12 protein-coding genes and 1 pseudogene are annotated in these 15,984 nt (G+C 68.8%); 5 read left to right on the top strand and 8 right to left on the bottom strand.

Translation table 11 applies throughout. The features are described from left to right. Positions 1-105 precede the first annotated feature (105 nt). Together SNA_RS13955 and SNA_RS13950 are read right to left on the bottom strand one after the other, a co-directional pair. On the bottom strand, positions 106-1,446 hold the full coding sequence (locus SNA_RS13955; protein ID WP_044365268.1) for a dipeptidase: 1,341 nt from the start codon (positions 1,444-1,446) through the stop codon (positions 106-108). Beyond that, a complete protein-coding gene (locus tag SNA_RS13950) occupies positions 1,436-2,629 on the bottom strand; it encodes an MFS transporter (RefSeq protein WP_241779643.1) in 1,194 nt (397 codons plus the stop codon). Before SNA_RS13950 ends, SNA_RS13955 begins: the two co-directional genes overlap by 11 nt. Before the next feature lie 108 nt (positions 2,630-2,737). On the opposite strand from SNA_RS13950, the pseudogene SNA_RS45185 reads away from it, so the two are divergent. Together SNA_RS45185 and SNA_RS13945 are read left to right on the top strand one after the other, a co-directional pair. Continuing rightward, positions 2,738-3,211, top strand: a pseudogene (locus tag SNA_RS45185) (ATP-binding protein); the annotation flags it as partial. Between the two features lie 6 nt (positions 3,212-3,217). Continuing rightward, positions 3,218-5,632 carry a LuxR C-terminal-related transcriptional regulator gene (locus tag SNA_RS13945; RefSeq protein ID WP_241779641.1) on the top strand — a complete coding sequence of 805 codons (2,415 nt, stop codon included), beginning with the start codon at positions 3,218-3,220 and terminating at the stop codon, positions 5,630-5,632. Positions 5,633-5,709: 77 nt separating this feature from the next. On the opposite strand, the gene SNA_RS45180 is transcribed toward SNA_RS13945, so the two are convergent. Both SNA_RS45180 and SNA_RS13940 read right to left on the bottom strand, forming a co-directional pair. After that, positions 5,710-5,871 (bottom strand): helix-turn-helix domain-containing protein, encoded by a 162-nt coding sequence (locus tag SNA_RS45180; RefSeq protein WP_078969916.1) that lies wholly within the window; start codon positions 5,869-5,871, stop codon positions 5,710-5,712. Positions 5,872-6,349: 478 nt separating this feature from the next. Beyond that, positions 6,350-7,297, bottom strand: coding sequence for a LysR family transcriptional regulator (locus tag SNA_RS13940; protein ID WP_030073589.1), 948 nt, complete (start codon positions 7,295-7,297; stop codon positions 6,350-6,352). Between the two features lie 99 nt (positions 7,298-7,396). Here SNA_RS13940 and pcaD point away from each other — a divergent pair, with 99 nt between their 5' ends. After that, positions 7,397-8,203, top strand: a complete 807-nt coding sequence (pcaD, locus tag SNA_RS13935; protein WP_030073588.1) for a 3-oxoadipate enol-lactonase — start codon at positions 7,397-7,399, stop codon at positions 8,201-8,203. Positions 8,204-8,642: 439 nt separating this feature from the next. Here pcaD and SNA_RS38290 read toward each other — a convergent pair whose 3' ends face one another. From SNA_RS38290 to SNA_RS13915, 4 genes are all read right to left on the bottom strand, one after another. Further along, a complete protein-coding gene (locus SNA_RS38290) occupies positions 8,643-10,760 on the bottom strand; it encodes an FG-GAP repeat domain-containing protein (protein WP_104531971.1) in 2,118 nt (705 codons plus the stop codon). Positions 10,761-10,892: 132 nt separating this feature from the next. Next, positions 10,893-12,242, bottom strand: a complete 1,350-nt coding sequence (locus SNA_RS38285) for an FG-GAP repeat domain-containing protein (RefSeq protein WP_052808908.1) — start codon at positions 12,240-12,242, stop codon at positions 10,893-10,895. Positions 12,243-12,344: 102 nt separating this feature from the next. After that, positions 12,345-13,544 carry an FG-GAP-like repeat-containing protein gene (locus tag SNA_RS13920; RefSeq protein ID WP_044365264.1) on the bottom strand — a complete coding sequence of 400 codons (1,200 nt, stop codon included), beginning with the start codon at positions 13,542-13,544 and terminating at the stop codon, positions 12,345-12,347. A 389-nt stretch (positions 13,545-13,933) separates the two neighbouring features. After that, on the bottom strand, positions 13,934-14,332 hold the full coding sequence (locus tag SNA_RS13915) for a hypothetical protein (RefSeq protein ID WP_030073217.1): 399 nt from the start codon (positions 14,330-14,332) through the stop codon (positions 13,934-13,936). A 182-nt stretch (positions 14,333-14,514) separates the two neighbouring features. Here SNA_RS13915 and SNA_RS13910 point away from each other — a divergent pair, with 182 nt between their 5' ends. After that, positions 14,515-15,513: a helix-turn-helix transcriptional regulator gene (locus tag SNA_RS13910; protein ID WP_044365262.1), complete on the top strand. Its 999-nt coding sequence runs from the start codon at positions 14,515-14,517 to the stop codon at positions 15,511-15,513. Positions 15,514-15,710: 197 nt separating this feature from the next. Then, positions 15,711-15,956 carry a hypothetical protein gene (locus tag SNA_RS42235; RefSeq protein ID WP_157879908.1) on the top strand — a complete coding sequence of 82 codons (246 nt, stop codon included), beginning with the start codon at positions 15,711-15,713 and terminating at the stop codon, positions 15,954-15,956. The last annotated feature ends 28 nt before the right edge of the window (positions 15,957-15,984 follow it).

Raw genomic sequence — 15,984 nt, 5'->3', positions numbered from 1 at the left:
GGCCGATGACTGGGAGGTCTCGGGCGCCACGGATCCCATGACGAGGCCCCGGCTCGGCCCATGGCTCCGGGACGAGCGGGGCTCAGGCAGTTCGCCGGGTCGCGGTCATTGTCTGAGTTCGGTGAGGAGCAGGGTCTCGGCGAGGCAGGCGCGTTCGAAGTCAGCCAGGTGCAGGCTTTCGTTCTCACTGTGTGCGCGGGAGTCGCCGTCGGCTCCGGCGGAGGCGATCAGGATGGCTGCGTCGGGGTAGGCGTGGGCGAACGCGGCGATGAAGGGGATGGAGGCGCCGGAGCCGATGTCGAGGACACCTTTGTCGTAGGCCTGGCGGTAGGCCTTGCGGGCGGCGTCGAACGCCGGGCCTTGCGCGTCGACGAGGAACGGTTGTCCGGACTCGCCTTCGGTGACGGTGACGTGCAGTCCCCAGGGCGTGTGGTGCCGCAGATGGCGGGCGAGGGCCCGTCTTGCCATGACTGCATCGTCGCCTGGCGCGACCCGCAGCCCGACCTTCGCTCTGGCCTTGGGGGTGAGCGTATTGGACGCGGCGTCCACTGGTGTCGAGTCGATCGCGAGTACGGTGGCCGCGGGCCCGGCCCAGAGCCGCTCGCTGATGCTGCCGCGTCCGAGGAGGTGAACGCCGTCGAGGAGACCGGCCTCGGCTCGGAATCCGGTCTCGGAGAGGCTGTCGGCGGGTGCCGTCGCGGTGCCGAGGCCTTCGATGGCGACGTTGCCCTGCTCGTCGTGGAGCGTGGCGAGGAGTCGGCACAACGCGGTCAGTGCGTCCGGGGCGGCTCCGCCGTAGATGCCGGAGTGCACGCCGCGCTGCAGGGCGCGCAGTTCCACCACGCAGGAGGTGATCCCGCGCAGGCCGGTGGTCAGGCATGGCGTGCCGGTGATCAGGTTGTCGGCGTCAGCGAGCACGATGACGTCGGCGTTGAGTTTGTCCTGGTGGCGGTCGAGGAAGGTGCTGAGGTTCGGTGATCCGACTTCTTCCTCCCCTTCGACGAGCACGGTCACGCCGATGGGCGGTCGGCCGGAGTACGCGCGCAGTGCGGCGAGGTGCGCGGCGATGCCGGCCTTGTCGTCGGCGGTGCCGCGGCCGTACAGGCGTCCGTCGCGTTCGGTCGGCTGGAAGGGAGGGCTGGACCACCCTGCGAGATCGCCGGCGGGCTGCACGTCATGGTGGGCGTACAGCATTGCGGTGGGTTGACCGGGCGGGGCGGCATAGCGTGCCAGAACTGCGGGCCGGCCGCCTTCGATGTCATCCAGGATCTCGACCTGCGGGGAGCCGGTGTTCCGGAACAGGCGGGCTGTCATTTCGGCGGAGCGGCGCACCTCGTCGAAGGAGTCGGGGTCGGCGCTGACCGAGGGGATCCGGACCAGTGCTTCGAGGTCTGCCCGGACTGCGGGCAGCACCCGGCGCACAGCCTGGCGAAGGTCATGATGCATGGTTGGCTTTCCTTCCTGCTGTGCGATCACGCCATGCGGGGGCGATCGCGGCGATGAGTACCAGTGCGGTCACGGCGAATCCGGTTGGGTAGCCCACCGGTGCGGTCAGCAGGCCGAAGCCGACGGCTCCGATGCCGAAACCGCCGTCATAGGCGAGGTTCCACAGCGCACTGGCCTTGCCGAACTCGGTCGGTGAGATGCGCTCCAACATCAGCGCCAGGGTCGCGTTCTGGCCGATGCCGAACCCGATCCCGAACAGCGCCATCCCCGCGATCACCGCGACCGGGCTTGCCACCCACACAAGCCCCGCCGTGCCGATGGCTGCGGTGAGCACCGCCGGGACCAGAAGCGGTCCAGAGCCCCGGCGGTCGCCCAGGCGTCCTGCCCCCCAGCGTGCGAAGGGGGTGATGGCGGTCTGCGCCAGTAGGGCGAGGGGGACCCACGCGCGGACCGTGGCGGGCATGGCCAACGACAAGAAGGTCTCCACCACGCCGGCTACCACCGTGAAGGCGGCGAAGATCACCGCGGGCCGGACGAACCCACTGCCGCGAAGGCTGCCCCGCATCCTGCCATGAGGTTCGCTGCGTCCCTGCTGGGCCGGCAGGCCGAGTGCTGCGACCAGGGTGGCAACAGATACTCCCGCGCTGATCAGGAAGACGAAGTGAAAGCCGAGGTGGCTGCTGAGCCACACGCCCAGTGGCAGCCCGATCACGGCAGGTACACCGACTACCACGCCATACAGGCCAAGTCCTTCACCTCGACGTTCCACGGGCACCAGTTCGGCGGTCAGTGCGGGGCCGACCACGGCCACGATCGCCAGGCCCGCTCCACGGAGCAGGCATACGGCGAGTACCAGCGGCATTCGCTCAGAGAGGGTGAGTGCGGCCGCTGAGGCGGCGAGCATCAGCAGGCCTGCTGATGCCACCGTCCGGTAGCCGAATCTCGCTACCAGACGGGCCACCGCCAACTCCATCAGGACGGTGGCAAGCATCATGACGCCGGTTGCGGCGCCGGCACCGCTCGCACCAGCCCCGCCCGCGGCGGCATACAGAGGAACGACCGAGAGCAGCAGGTAGAAGCCGATAAACGAACCGAATGACACAAGCAACAGCAAGATCATCTGACGGCTGGTGATCAGCCGGGAGGCCGTCGTGCTCGACAGGCCGGTATCGGAGACGGTCACGGCCCAAGACTCACCGCGGCCGGGGCGGCTCCGCATCGTAGAACTGCCTTATGCGAACGCCTCAGATCCTCACCACGAGCGCTTACCGCGATCTGAAAAGCTGGAGGCATGGCTACGACCAGCACTGTCTTGGCGGGGCGAGAGGAAGAGCTGTCCGCGCTCACCGAGGCATTCCAACGCGCCGGCGGCGGCCGGCCGTCCGCCATACTGATCGCCGGCGAGGCCGGCGTGGGCAAGTCCCGGCTGGTCAGCGAGTTCGCGGCACAGCTGCCGGCGCCGGCCTGGCATCTCACCGGCGCATGCCTGGAGATAGGCGAGACCGGCCTGCCGTTCGCCCCCTTCACCGCGATATTGCGTGAGCTGGTCCGCACGATCGGTCTGGAAGAAGTCCGCCACATGCTGCCGAACGGTGAGACGGGCGAGCTCGGACGGCTGCTGCCCAGCCTGAGCCGCCCGGACTCCGCGGACGAGACCGACCTCGCCCGCGCTCGCCTGTTCGAACAGTTCCTTGCGCTCCTGCAGGCCCTCGGACAACGCGCCCCGGTGCTCCTCGTCGTCGAGGATGTTCACTGGGCGGACCGGTCCAGCTTGGACCTGCTCACCTTCATCATCGGCAACCAGCAGTCAGTTCCCGATGTACTGGCAGTGGTGACCTACCGCAGCGACCGACTGGCCCCGGCCCAAAGGGTGCGCCGGCTGCTCGCCGAGATGGAGCGCATGGCGTGGGCACAGCGAATCGACCTCGGCAGACTGACCAAGAGCGAGGTCACCACGCAACTTCGTGGCCTGCTCGGACACCCGCCAACTCCTGAGCTGAGCGAAACGATCTACCGGCGAAGCGAAGGCAATCCACTGCTGGTGGAGACACTGCTGACCTGTGGTGCCGGACCGGGCGAGTCACTGCCGTCATCGATCCGCGATCTCCTGGTCGCACCACTGGAGCGACTCGCAGAGCAGACCCAGAGCGTGGTCCGGGCCGCTGCTGTCGGCGGCGTGCGCGTTGGTCATGCGCTGCTCGCCGAGGTCACCGGCCTCGACGATCCGGCATTGTCCACCGCGCTGCGGCCCGCCGTGGCGTCGAACCTGCTGGTTGTCGAAGGCGACAGCTATGTCTTCCGACACGCGCTGATCCGGGAGGTCATCGAGGGGGAGCTGCTTCCCGGCGAGCGGTCTGTCCTGCACGTACGGTATGGCGAGGCGTTGGAGCGCCATCCCCACCTTGCTCCCCCCGGCCGTGGCGCACTTGAGATGGCCCATCATTGGCACGCCGTGGCCGAGCAACATCCGCAACGGGCATTCGCTGCCGCGTGGGACGCCGCCGAGAGCGCCGAGGCATCACTGGCCTACGCCGAACAGTCGCGCATACTGGAGACGGTCCTGGACCTGTGGGATCAGGCACCCGACGTGGCACGTCGGCTCGGGAACGACCGAAGGTCCGTGCTGGACAAAGCCATCCAGGCGGCGATGCTGTCCGGCGAAGGTGGTCATGGCATGACACTGATCGCCACTGCACTCGCAGACGTCGATCCTGCCGACGATCCCGGGCGCGCCGCGCAGCTGCTCCGCCACCGAGGAGAGCTCCGTCAGGCCCTGGGACAGCCCGGCGCCGTCGATGACCTGCGGACAGCGGTGCGGATCATGCCACCACAACACCCGGACCGGCCCAACGTCCTGAACACCTTGACTCACCGCCTGCTCACCATCCCGTGTGACGAAGAAGGAATCGCCATCGCCACAGAGGCGATCCGGGCGGCGCGCGCTGCCGGCGACATCCGGGCCGAGGTGGTCGCCTCGACCAACCTGGCCTACGCGCGGGCCCGTACCGGAGACCTGGACCGACAGCTGCCACACCTGGCCCAGGCACGGGCAGAAGCACAAAGCATCCATGATCCTGCCGCGTTGATGCACACGTTCCGCTGCGAGGCCGACGTACTCCAAGGCGCCGGCCGCTACGAGCAGGCCGCAGAATCAGCGCGGCGCGGCCTCGCCGCGGCGAGCCGTGCCGGACTGTTGCGCACCTTCGGGCCCACGCACGCCGCCAACGTGGCCGAGGCCCTGATCGCGACAGGACACTGGGACGAAGCGACCGAGATTCTCGACCATTCACTCGAACTCGCCCCCGCCCCCAGCTTCCGCGCCTATCTCCTGGTCCTGCGCGGCTCGATCGCCTTGGCCCGCGGCGATCTCCCGCTGGCCGAATCCGCTGCCGCCTTCGCCCACGGCGTCTTCGGCTGGGGAACCTCCGACGCCCAAGACCTCCTCCCGCTGATCTGCTTCGCATCGGACCTGGCACTCGCCAAGGGCAACGAAGCACAAGCCGTCGCGCATGTGGAGCAAACACTGGCCAGGAACGAGGCCATATCAACTCCCCGGTACCTGTGGCCGCTGCTCGTCCTCGGTGCGCGAGTCGCCCACGCGAGCCCCACGCTGCCGGCCGCCCTGTGCGAGCTCGCCGCCGAGCTTCCCGTCATCGGGCCGGTCCAACAAGCGCAGCAATTGACCTTCACCGCCGAAACCGCACGAGTCCGCGGATCATCCCAGCTGTCGGCCTGGGACCGCTGCGCGACCGCCTGGGGCGAGCTGCACCAGCCTTATCAACAATGCCTGGCGCTCCTGCGAGCAGCGGAGGCAGCGGCCGAGGCCGGCGACCGGCAAGTGGCGGCCGACCGCCTGCGAGCCGCCCGCCGCAACGCCGATCTGCTCGGCGCTCGCGGCCTGCTGACAGACATCGAGCAGCTGGCCAGGCTGGCCAGGCTTCCGCTGAACTCCCCTCCATATGAACACCGCTCTCCAGGCCGGCACCACGGGCTCACCCCCCGTGAGCACGAGGTGCTCCACCTGGTCGCTAACGGCCGCACCAACCGAGAGATCGCAGAGGAGCTGTACATCTCCGTCAAGACAGCGAGCGTCCATGTCTCCAACATCCTCGCCAAGCTCGGCGTCTCCAGCCGAGTCCAGGCCGCCACCGCCGCCTACCGCCTCGGACTTGTCCCATCAGAATGACGATCATGGATCGGCGTACGAATGGCCCAGCACAGCCCATCCCCTCCATCCCACCCATGAGGGCTCTGAGGAGCCAATCAACCCTCTGGTGTGACCCGAAGAACGGCGACACTCTCGCGGTGCTTGCGGAACTCCCGGTACAGCGTGGAGCGGCTGATACCGAGTTCAGCGGCGACCTGCTCGGGGATCGCGCCGTCCTTGATCCGCTGGGCTGCCCCGACGCGAGTGGTGGCGTTCAGCTTCGCCGGGCACCCGGTCCGCGGACCACGGGCCTTCCAGCCTGCCGTTCACGAAGTGGAACCTTCCAACTTCGGCGTGCCGCACTGCGATTGCTTCGCTCACCGGCTGGGCAACACCGCCGCAGACAGCAATGATCGTGTCCTGGTCCCTACGCCGGGCGGTGCCGCAACGAAGTAGCCTTCGCCGCCCTCACCGGCGTCAGCCCGCTGCCTGCCAGCAGCGGCCCACGGACTCGACCGACGGCGATCGGCAACTCAACACGCTCTTCACGGCATCGTCCTCACACGATGGCGCCTCTGCCTACGAACACACGATTGCATCGCCCGGTGACGAGCCGGAGGACGCACCGACCGCGAAATCCGCCGAACGCGCAAGCGCTACCTCACCCTCGAACTCTTCCGAACAGTGAACGTCGCCAACCCACTTGACGACGCAGAGAAGGGGCTTTGGTACACCCCAATGGCGATCGTGGCGATGTCACCTGTGGTGTTCCGGTGCTTTCTTCGCCTTGGGTACACGGCCGAGCGTCGGCCGTAGGACCGGTGCATGGCGGGCCAAGAAGTCCCACAGCTGGTCGGCGACCGGCCCGTGCGGCCGGTCGCGCCGGCGAGCTGCCGAGAGTTCCTCGACCACACCGGGAAAGTGCCGTCCGGCGATGGAAAGCAGGCTTCCGTCACGCAACTCGGTCTCGATCATGAACCGCGGGACGTGTCCCCACGCCATGCCGTGCAAGATCAGCTCCTTCTTCATGAGGTGGTCCGGAACGGAGCTCCGGGGCGCGCCTTCGACCAGGAAATGACCTTGTTCCGACGGATGTCGCGCCGAATCCCGGACCACGCATTGGGTGAAGGCCTGCATCCGCTGCGGTGTGATGTCGGTGTCCGGAGGGAAAGGCAGGAAACCGGGCGCCACGACGGGCACCAGCGCGACGCGGCCGAGATCGATCCACTCCATCCGCACGTCGCTTTTGGGGACGCGGTGCACGATGAGGTCGGCTTCGTCCTCCAGCAGCCGCTCCCAGGGGCCGGTGACCGTCTCGAACTGCAGGTGCAGTCGTGTCTGCGGGCACTGCGCGAAGAAGCGGCTGAGCATCTCCAACACCGGTGGGAGTGGACACAGGTCCCCCAGCACCACTCGCAGTTCGGCCTCTTCGCCCATCGCCAACTGCGCGGCGTAGGTCTGGAGCTCCTCGGCCTCGTGCAGCAGGAAGCGCACCTTGCGGTGGAAGGCGTGCCCCGCCTCGGTGAGCTGAACCCGATAGCCCGAGCGATCCAGCAGGTCCAGGCCCAGCTGGCGCTCCAGCTTGGCGACTGCTGCGAACACAGAAGGGTGCGAGCGGTGCAGCCGCTCGGCGGCGGCCTGGAAACCGCCGTCGAGCACAACGGCGTTGAAGCACTGCAACTCGTGGAGCGTGAAGTTTGACATTGTCCAAGCAACCTACAGGGCTCGTTCGATCTTTGTAATAGAACTCTGCAGGTGGCGTTCATAGGCTGAGCGCATACCCGCTGGATCACTGGAGCTGACATGACTTCTCAGACTCGTACCGCCATCACCACCGGCGATGGCGTTCGCATCGTCTACCGCTTCGACGGTGACGAGAACAAGCCGGTGCTGCTGCTCTCGAACTCCATCGGCACCGACCTCCACATGTGGGATGGCCAGGTGTCGGCTCTGACCGAGCACTTCCGGCTGCTGCGCTACGACGCGCGCGGCCACGGCGCCTCCGATGTCCCGAGCGGCCCGTATTCCCTGGACCGACTGGGGCGCGACGTGGTGGAACTGCTGGATGCCCTGGGCCTGCAGCGGGTGCATGTGCTGGGCCTGTCTCTGGGCGGAATCGTCGCGCAGTGGTTGGGGATCCACGTTCCGGAGCGCGTTGACCGCCTGGTGCTCTCCAACACCGCCGCGTACCTCGGGCCGGCGAATCAGTGGGATCGACCGATCGCCGAACTGCTGGAAGCCCCCGACATGCAGGTCACCGCGGAGAGGTTCCTGCACAACTGGTTCCCGGCCCGCATGCTGCACGGCGACGACGAGGTTGTCGAGGGCTTCCGCCGCACCCTGCTCGCCACGCAGCGCGAGGGCGTGGCCGGGAGCTGGGCTGCGGTGCGCGACTACGACCTGCGCCGCACGGCCACGCTCATCCACAACCCGACACTGGTCATCGCGGGCGAGCACGACACCGTCACGTCCGCCGAGCACGGGAAGGAGCTCGCCGCGACCGTCCCCGGCGCGCGGTTCACCGTCCTGCCCACGGTGCACATGGCGAACGTCGAAGGGCAGGCGGAGTTCGTGGACGCTGTGGTGGCCTTCCTCACCGAACAGTCTTGACGGCTGCTGCGTCGTGTCTGGACGGCTCCTTCCCGCTGTCCCGACCAACGCCGGCGTGGATGGACAGCCGGGGCGGCCGGCCGGAGGGCTCTTGCCACCGCCAGATGCTCGACGCAGTCCGCTACCTGGTCGGTAATGGCATCAAGTGGCGGTCCATGCTGGTCACGCCCGCATCCGCCACGGACCGGGATGCCGCCCGCACGCCTCGCCCGCCGCGCAGACACTACGCGGCGACAGCAGCCGGACCTGCCCCCTTCTCACAGCCGGCTCCACGTCACCTGGGACGAACAAGACGGCCCAAGCCTGCCTCAACAACGCGGACATCGCGCCTGACCTGCGGAAACCCGCACATCAGGCTCGGAAAGAGAACCGCTGCCAAAACGCGCTCACCACCTCACCCCGGGTCGCAGGATCCCAGGTCCCATGGCCGACGCAGCGGCTACCACCCCGTGCCCGTCCGGGTGCGGCTCCCCAGGGCCGTATTGCCTGTGCCCGGGTAGAAGTACAGGGTTCCGGTGGAGCCGGCAGGGGCCTGGACGGCTTCGAGGTCGCCCTTGCCGTCGTTGTTGAAGTCGGCGCCGACCAGCTGGCGCATGGTGTCCCAGCCGGTACCGATCCGGGTGCGGCTGCCGAGGGTGTCGCTCGCATTGAGGGAGCCCGTGCCCGGATACGCCCAGAGGGCACCGGAGCGGTCCACCGCGACGAGGTCGGCCCTGCCGTCGGCGTTCAGGTCGCCGGGGCTGGTGAGTTCGGCCATGGTGTCCCAGCCGGTACCGATCCGGACACGGTTGCCGAGAGTGTTGCCGCCGGCGAGGGACCCGGCGCCCGGGTACGCCCAGAGCACGCCGTCGATGTCGACGGCCGCGAGGTCGGCCCTGCCGTCGTCGTTGATGTCGATGGCGGTCAGCTCGCGCATGCTGCTCCAGCCGGTGCCGATCCGGTTCCGGGTACCCAGGGTGTTCATGCCGTTCGCAGTGCCGGTTCCCACATACACGTACAGGTCGCCGGTGGCCGAGTCCACGGCGAGGAGGTCGGCTTTGCCGTCGCCGGTGTAGTCGGCGGCGGCGAGCTTGCTCATGGCGTTCCAGCCGGTGCCGATCTGGACGCGGGTCCCGAAGGTGCCGTCGCCCTTGCCGGGGTAGAGCCACAGCTTTCCGGTGGCCGATTCGACGCCGACCAGATCCTTCCTGCCGTCACCGGTGAAGTCCGCGGCCGTCAGGTGGACCATGCCGGCAGGCGCGGGGTCCTTGGGCCAGGGCGTGTTGATGACGACGCGTTCGCCGGTGGACTCGGTGACCATCCAGAGCTGGTCGGTGCCGGGCCAGTAGGAGAGGTTCTCCGGATTGGTGGGGGTCCTGGTCACCAGACGTACGGGCTCGCCCGGCCGGGCGTGATAGAGGCAGCCCGGGAAATTCCGGATGTGTTTCTGGTCCGGCTGGTGCTCGGCGGGCACGAACTCCGGGCAGGGGCCCGCGATGACGAACCGGCCGTTGTTCATGGCGATGCCTTGCGTACCGCCCATCGGGGACGCGAAGGCTTCATGGGCGCGCACGCGCCCGCCGGCGTCGGCCTTGAGGACGCCGGTGACCGGGTCGATGGGCCAGCGGACGACGGGAGCGGTGGCCTTGCCGAACTGCCCCTCGACCTTGCCCGGGTCGCCTTCGGCGGTGACCAGGGAGGGCTGGGAACCGCTGAGGTCGAGCGAGGCCGCGGTGATGCAGGGGCGCTGCGGGACACCGGCGTACGCGCCGCAGCCTGTGCCCTGGCCCGTGGAGGTGTAGGTGCCGACGCGTGGCAGGACGTAGCCGTGGCCCGCGCCGTGGGCCTTGCCCTTCGCGTCGATGCCGAACGAGGTGTCGGTGGTGACGTCCATCTTCCAGATCTCGTTCAGGTCGAAGACGTCGATGCGGCTGCCGGTGCTCGCCACGTACAGCTTGCTGCCGGCCCAGACCACCGCGTGGGCATGTCCGCCGGTGATCGGGACGAAGTTGTCGCCTGCGTCGTCGAGGGCGGCCAACTGAACGTGCCGGTAGGTGATATGAGCCATGTCCGACACATCGGCGAGGGTGACCCGCTCGCTCCCGGAAGCGCCGTACCAACTGGTTATCAGCACCTTGCGGCCGTTGACCAGGGCCTGTGACCGGGGGAATTCGCCGGAGCCGGTGAGCCCTTGCGGGATCCAGGAGCCGGTGTTGTCGTCCTCGGTGGACCAGCAGAAGCCCTGGGCGCCCGCGGTGTTGGTGGGGTGGCAGAGGTCGCGGCCCGCGCCGGCGCCGGAGGTGTCGGCGAGGACGTCGGCTGTTGTGACCCGTCCCAGTGCGGGGTGGGCGGATTCGAAGGCGGAGACCCGGCGCGCCTCACGGCCGTTGTCCGATTGCAGGCCCATTCCGTCGGTGCTTGTCCGGGTGATGCTGTTGTAGGTGGCAGTGGTCCCGTCGGGAGTGGCCTCGGCGACGGCGTGGCCGCTGGTGGCCAGGGAGGCGAGCGCCATCACGCCCGCCACCGCGGTGCCTCGCCCTCGGGTGCGGGTCCTGCGGAAGGGGTGTCGGCGGGCCATGGTGGCACTGGTCCTTTCATCGGCTGGGTCGGTTCCCGGAGAGTGGTGGGGAGCAGGCGGGGCCGCCACCACGCTGTGGGTGCGGTGGTGGCGGCCCTTCGGAGAGCGGCGGTCGCGGGCCTTGCGGCGGGGCTACCAGCCGGTGCCGATCTGGACGCGGGCGCCCAGGGTGTTGGTGCCGTTGATGGCGCCGGTGCCCGGGTAGCTGTAGAAGGTGCCGGTCTCGCCGACCTTGGCCTGGACGGCGTCCACGTCGCCGATGCCGTCGCCGTTGAAGTCGCCGCTGACCAGGTTGGTCATCGAGTCCCAGCCGGAGCCGATCTGGGTACGGGAGCCAAGGGTGTTGGTGCCGTTGAAGGAGCCGGTGCCCGGGTAGACGTACAGGTTGCCGGTGGAAACCTCACGGGCCACGATGTCGGCGTTGCCGTCCTTGTTCATGTCGCCGGGGCTGACGATCTGGTCCATGCCGTTCCAGCCGGAGCCGATCTGGACGCGGTTGCCGAAGGTGCCGTTGCCGTTGCCCGGGTAGGCGTAGAGCTTGCCGGTGGAGGACTCGACGGCCACCAGGTCGCTCTTGCCGTCCTTGTTGAGGTCGGCGCCCGCCAGGTCGTGCATGCCGTCCCAGCCGGTGCCCGCCTTGATGCGGTTGCCGAAGGTGCCGTTGCCGTTGCCCGGGTAGATCCACAGCACTCCGTCGTTGTCGACGGCCGCGAGGTCCAGCTTGCCCGAGCCGGTGAAGTAGCCGGAGGCCAGCTCGCTCATCGTGTTCCAGCCGGTGCCGGCCTGGACGCGGTCGCCGAGCCGGCCACCGCCGGTACCCGGGTAGTAGAACAGCTTGCCGCTGGACGCTTCGACCGCGACCACATCGGCCTTGCCGTCACCGCCGAAGTCGCCGCCCGTGAGGTTGGTCATGCCGACGTCCTTCGGAGTCGGCTTGGACTCCACGATCTTGGTGTAGCGGTAGGGGCGGTAGCCGTTGTTGTTGATGTAACTGCGGGTGTAATAGGACGAGTTGACGCGGGCGGTGGTGCCCGGACGGGCCTCTTCCCAGACCTTCGCCGTGGTGCGGCCCGAGTCGGCCCAGCCACCGAAGAGCACGACGTGGGAGTCTATGTTGTCGAGCATGTCGCCGGGCTGCAGATCGTCCAGGCTGGACAGCCGGGTGGCGACCTGCGGCAGCGTCCAGGTGGTGAGGCTGGTGTTCAGGTGCCAGGCCATCGAGACGAACCCGGAGCAGTCCTGGCGGTAATTGCGGCCCTGCGGGTCCGGGTCGTAGTCCGACTGGCTGTACGGAACGGCGCGGTCGACCCAGTACTGGGCACGGGACATGACCTCTGCGGTGGTGATCTCGCCCCCCACGGCGGAGGTGCCGGCCGCATGTGCCGGGGCAGCGGCCGGTCCGGTGATGCCCAGACCGGTGACCGCGGCGGCGACCAGGGTGGCGACGGCGGTCTTCTTCAACTTGGCTGCGAACGTCGACATGACGGGTCTCCTGAAATCTGAAAGCGTGAAAGTCCGGAAGCGGGCGCGGCGGACTGCCGCGCGAGCGGTGAAGGTGTGGCGAAGTCGGGGTGGGTGGCGCGGCTACCAGCCGGTGCCGATCCGGGCGCGGTCGGCGAGGCCGCCGCTGCCGTTGCCGGGGTAGAAGTAGAGGCCGCCGGTGGAACCGGCCTGTGCCTGGACGGCGTCCAGATCACCCTTGCCGTCGTTGTTGAAGTCGGCGCCGACCAGCTGGTGCATGCTGTTCCAGCCGGAACCGATCTGGTTGCGGCCCCCGAAGGTGTTGCTGCCGTTGAGGGCGCCGGTGCCGGGGTACTTCCACAGCGCGCCGGCCGGGTCGACGGCGACCAGGTCGTCCTTGCCGTCCGAGTCGAGGTCGCCGGGGCTCGTGAGCTCGGCCATGCTGCCCCAGCCGGAACCGATCTGGACGCGGCCGCCCAGGGTGCTGCTGCCCGCGAGGGACCCGGTCCCCGGGTAGGCCCACAGGGCGCCGTTGGTGTCGACGCCAACCAGATCCGGCTTGCCGTCCTTGTTCACGTCGACCGCGGTGAGGTCCCGCATGCCGCCCCAGCCGGAGCCGATCCGGTTCCGGGCACCCAGGGTGTTCATGCCGACCGCGCTGCCGGTGCCCGGGTAGAGGAAGAGATTCCCGGTGGAGTTCTCGACGGCGAGGAGGTCGGCTTTGCCGTCGCCGGTGTAGTCGGCGGCGGCGAGCTTGCTCATGGCGTTCCAGCCGGTGCCGATCTGGACGCGGGTCCCGAAGGTGCCGTCGCCCTTGCCGGGGTAGAGCCACAGCTTTCCGGTGGCCGATTCGACGCCGACCAGATCCTTCCTGCCGTCACCGGTGAAGTCCGCGGCCGTCAGGTGGACCATGCCGACAGGCGCGGGCGGGGTGGTGGGGTAGGGGTCGGCGTGGTCACTACCAAGTCCGGCGCTCGCCCCGCAGCTTCCCCAGGCGCCCGCACCCTGCCCGGCGAGGATCTTCTCGGCTATCAGGATCTGCTGTTGCTTGGTGGCCTGGTGCGGGTAAGTGGCGTACTCGCGGCCGCCGTAGGCGTTCCACGTCGGCAGGTAGATCTGCACACCGCCGTAGTAGCCGTTGCCGGTGTTGATCTGCCAGTTCCCGCTGGACTCGCACTGGGCGACCTTGTCCCACGTGCCGAGGGAGGCAGCTGTCGCGGGGGCAGCGGAGACGAGGGAGAGGGTGAGACCGGCGAGGGTCAGGGCGGCCGTGGCGGCGGACTTCCAGGCCGTACGGGACGTGGCGCGGGGTGTTTCGGGCATGGCGGAACCTCAATAGTGGCGATGCGGGATGCAGTGACGGGCGGCGCAGGCAGCTGCCGGGCCTAACCGGTGCGGCTCGGTACTGCGGGTGTGGCGAAGCATGTGCGGCCGGGACAACAGGGCTGCTGCGGCCGCCCTCCGGGAGCGGCTGGGAACGGTCCGGGGTGATGGGGCCGAGGCCGGGGGTTACGACCAGCCCATGGTCTGCCCGGGGGCGGCGGTCGCGGCCGAGGCGGCGATGGTGGCGACCGCGGCGGCCGTGGCGAGACGGAGACGAAGCATGGGAAAGCCCTCTTCTGACGTTGGGTCGGTGTCCTCGACCGGTTCGCATCCCGCGGTGATGCTGTCCGGTCCGTGGCCCGCCGGGCGGTGTTCCCTGCTGGCAAGAACTACTTTCGCTGCTGGTCAGAGGGGGAGAAAGGGTTTTCGGCTGGACCGAAATGTCCTTGGCCGCATCCGTCCACCGCCGGACCGGCGGGTCCCGGGTCGGACAACCACGACGCGTAGAGGGGCGTGACCAACGGTGCCTCGACGAGGGGCAGCGACCAGCCGTCGAACCCGGCGCAGCCCAGCAGCAGCCGACAGAGCCGGGCCGCCCGGGATTCCGCGGTGGCCAGGCTGTCGGCGCGTACGTAGAGACCGACCACCGGGTGGGGCAAAGCATCGGGGTGGACGGTGACGTGCTCGACGCCGTCGCCGTCGTGGATCTGGGAACGGACCAAGGGCCGCGTCTCGAGCGGGAGGGAGGCGCCGGGCGGCCCCTGCAGGCGGGCGTGGATGAGATACATGGCACCGACTGTCCCAAACCGGCAACTGGCCTTCCAGGAGCGGAATGTGGACGCTTCCGTCCATGGACACTTCGGTCCAGCGCGTCACTATTTCCTTATACCGGACATACGTATATCGGCACCGTATGGCATGATCCAGACGATTCAGAGGTGGAGTTGTGCATGCATGAGGGAGATGTGCGTTGCTGACCGTATTGGGACTCGACGCAGTCGCGGAATCCGTCTACCGCGCGATGCTGGCCGATCCGCAGGGAGGGGTAGCCGAGCTCGTCGCCAGGGTGGGCAAGCCCGAGGACGAGGTGCGCGACGCTCTCGACCTGCTCAGCGAGCTGGCCCTGGTGCAGCCGTCGATCGAGCAGTCAGGAAGGCCGAGGGCGGTCTCGCCGGACATCGGCATGGAGATCCTGATGGCCCGCCAACAGGCGGACCTGGCCGCACAACAGCAGCGCCTGGAGGCATCGCGCGCCGTCGCCGCGCAGCTGATTGCCGAGTACGCGGATCTGCGCCCGGACGCCTCCAGCCCCGGCGTCGAGCAGCTCGTCGGCATCGAACAGATCCGGGACCGCCTGGCCAAGCTCACCCGCGATGTGACCACCGAGGTCATGTCGTTCGCTCCGGGCGGCGCTCAGCCCGCGGCCCAGATGAAGGCGTCGCGCCCGCTGGACGAGCAGTTGCTGGGTCGGGGGGTGCGGATACGCACCGTCTACCTCAGCAGCGTCCGCAACGACCAGCCCACCGTCGACTATGCCAACTGGCTCACAGACCTGGGCGGTCAGATCCGTACCACCCCGGCCCTGCCCACCCGAATGATCATCACTGACGGCTCCACCGCGGTCATCCCCGTCAGCAGCGACGACACCGCTACCGGTGCCGTCGTCCTGACCAGCCAGGGCACTCTCACCGCACTGTGCGCCCTCTTCGAGGGCGTCTGGTCCTGCGCTCAGCCACTCGGCGAGACCGCCCCCAAGGACTCCCACGGGCTGAACCCGCAAGAGTCCACCACCATCGCCCTGCTGGCACAGGGCCACACGGACGAGGCCATCGCCAAACGCCTGGGGGTCTCCCAGCGCACGGCGCGACGCATCGCGACCGACCTGATGGAACGCCTCGGCGCCCGCAGCCGCTTCGCGGCCGGCGCGCGAGCCGTGCAGCACGGCTGGCTGCCGTCGCAGCCCACCTGAGCTCGGGAAAAGCTGCCTCGGGAAGAGCACTACCCGGTAGCTGGAAACGGAGCGGAAGCCACCGTGCCAGTCCCCGACCCTCCTGAGGCCCAATCACTCGACGGACGAAGGTCGTTGACGCTCACATCCCGGCGAGGTGACGAGACGGCCGCCCAGGCATCCCGCCCCTGGAACTACTCGCTCGTATAGTTGTTCCCATGAGTAAAGGGAACGATGAACTGCGGTTAAGCCGTTGGGCGCGCATCGCACTGTCCGCGGTAAGTGGCCTGGCTGTTGCCGGACTGGTGGCGCTCATGGCCTGGTGGACCGGATGGCACTTGGCGGTCGGTTGGCTCATCGCGAAGCTGGGCGTCAAGGCCGCCGTCGCGGCGCCCGTGGGGCTGGCAGCGGTAGCCGTCTGGCTCAGGAAGCGCCGGTCCGGCGGGGCGGCTGCCTCCGCCTGAGTCGGGTAGCCGGGCCCCGCGGGCCGGG

The organism is Streptomyces natalensis ATCC 27448 (genome assembly GCF_000935125.1).
Taxonomy (GTDB): Bacteria; Actinomycetota; Actinomycetes; order Streptomycetales; family Streptomycetaceae; genus Streptomyces; species Streptomyces natalensis.
Note: the sequence above shows the minus strand (reverse complement) of the source record. Positions and strands in the feature narration are given on the sequence as shown.

Excerpts from the sequence above, each read along its gene's own strand:
- SNA_RS13955 (WP_044365268.1), bottom strand. The coding sequence starts at position 1,446 with ATGCATCATGACCTTCGCCAGGCTGTGCGCCGGGTGCTGCCCGCAGTC.
- SNA_RS13940 (WP_030073589.1), bottom strand. The coding sequence starts at position 7,297 with ATGTCAAACTTCACGCTCCACGAGTTGCAGTGCTTCAACGCCGTTGTG.
- pcaD (WP_030073588.1), top strand. The coding sequence starts at position 7,397 with ATGACTTCTCAGACTCGTACCGCCATCACCACCGGCGATGGCGTTCGC.
- SNA_RS38290 (WP_104531971.1), bottom strand. The coding sequence starts at position 10,760 with ATGGCCCGCCGACACCCCTTCCGCAGGACCCGCACCCGAGGGCGAGGC.
- SNA_RS38285 (WP_052808908.1), bottom strand. The coding sequence starts at position 12,242 with ATGTCGACGTTCGCAGCCAAGTTGAAGAAGACCGCCGTCGCCACCCTG.
- SNA_RS13920 (WP_044365264.1), bottom strand. The coding sequence starts at position 13,544 with ATGCCCGAAACACCCCGCGCCACGTCCCGTACGGCCTGGAAGTCCGCC.
- SNA_RS13915 (WP_030073217.1), bottom strand. The coding sequence starts at position 14,332 with ATGTATCTCATCCACGCCCGCCTGCAGGGGCCGCCCGGCGCCTCCCTC.
- SNA_RS42235 (WP_157879908.1), top strand. The coding sequence starts at position 15,711 with ATGAGTAAAGGGAACGATGAACTGCGGTTAAGCCGTTGGGCGCGCATC.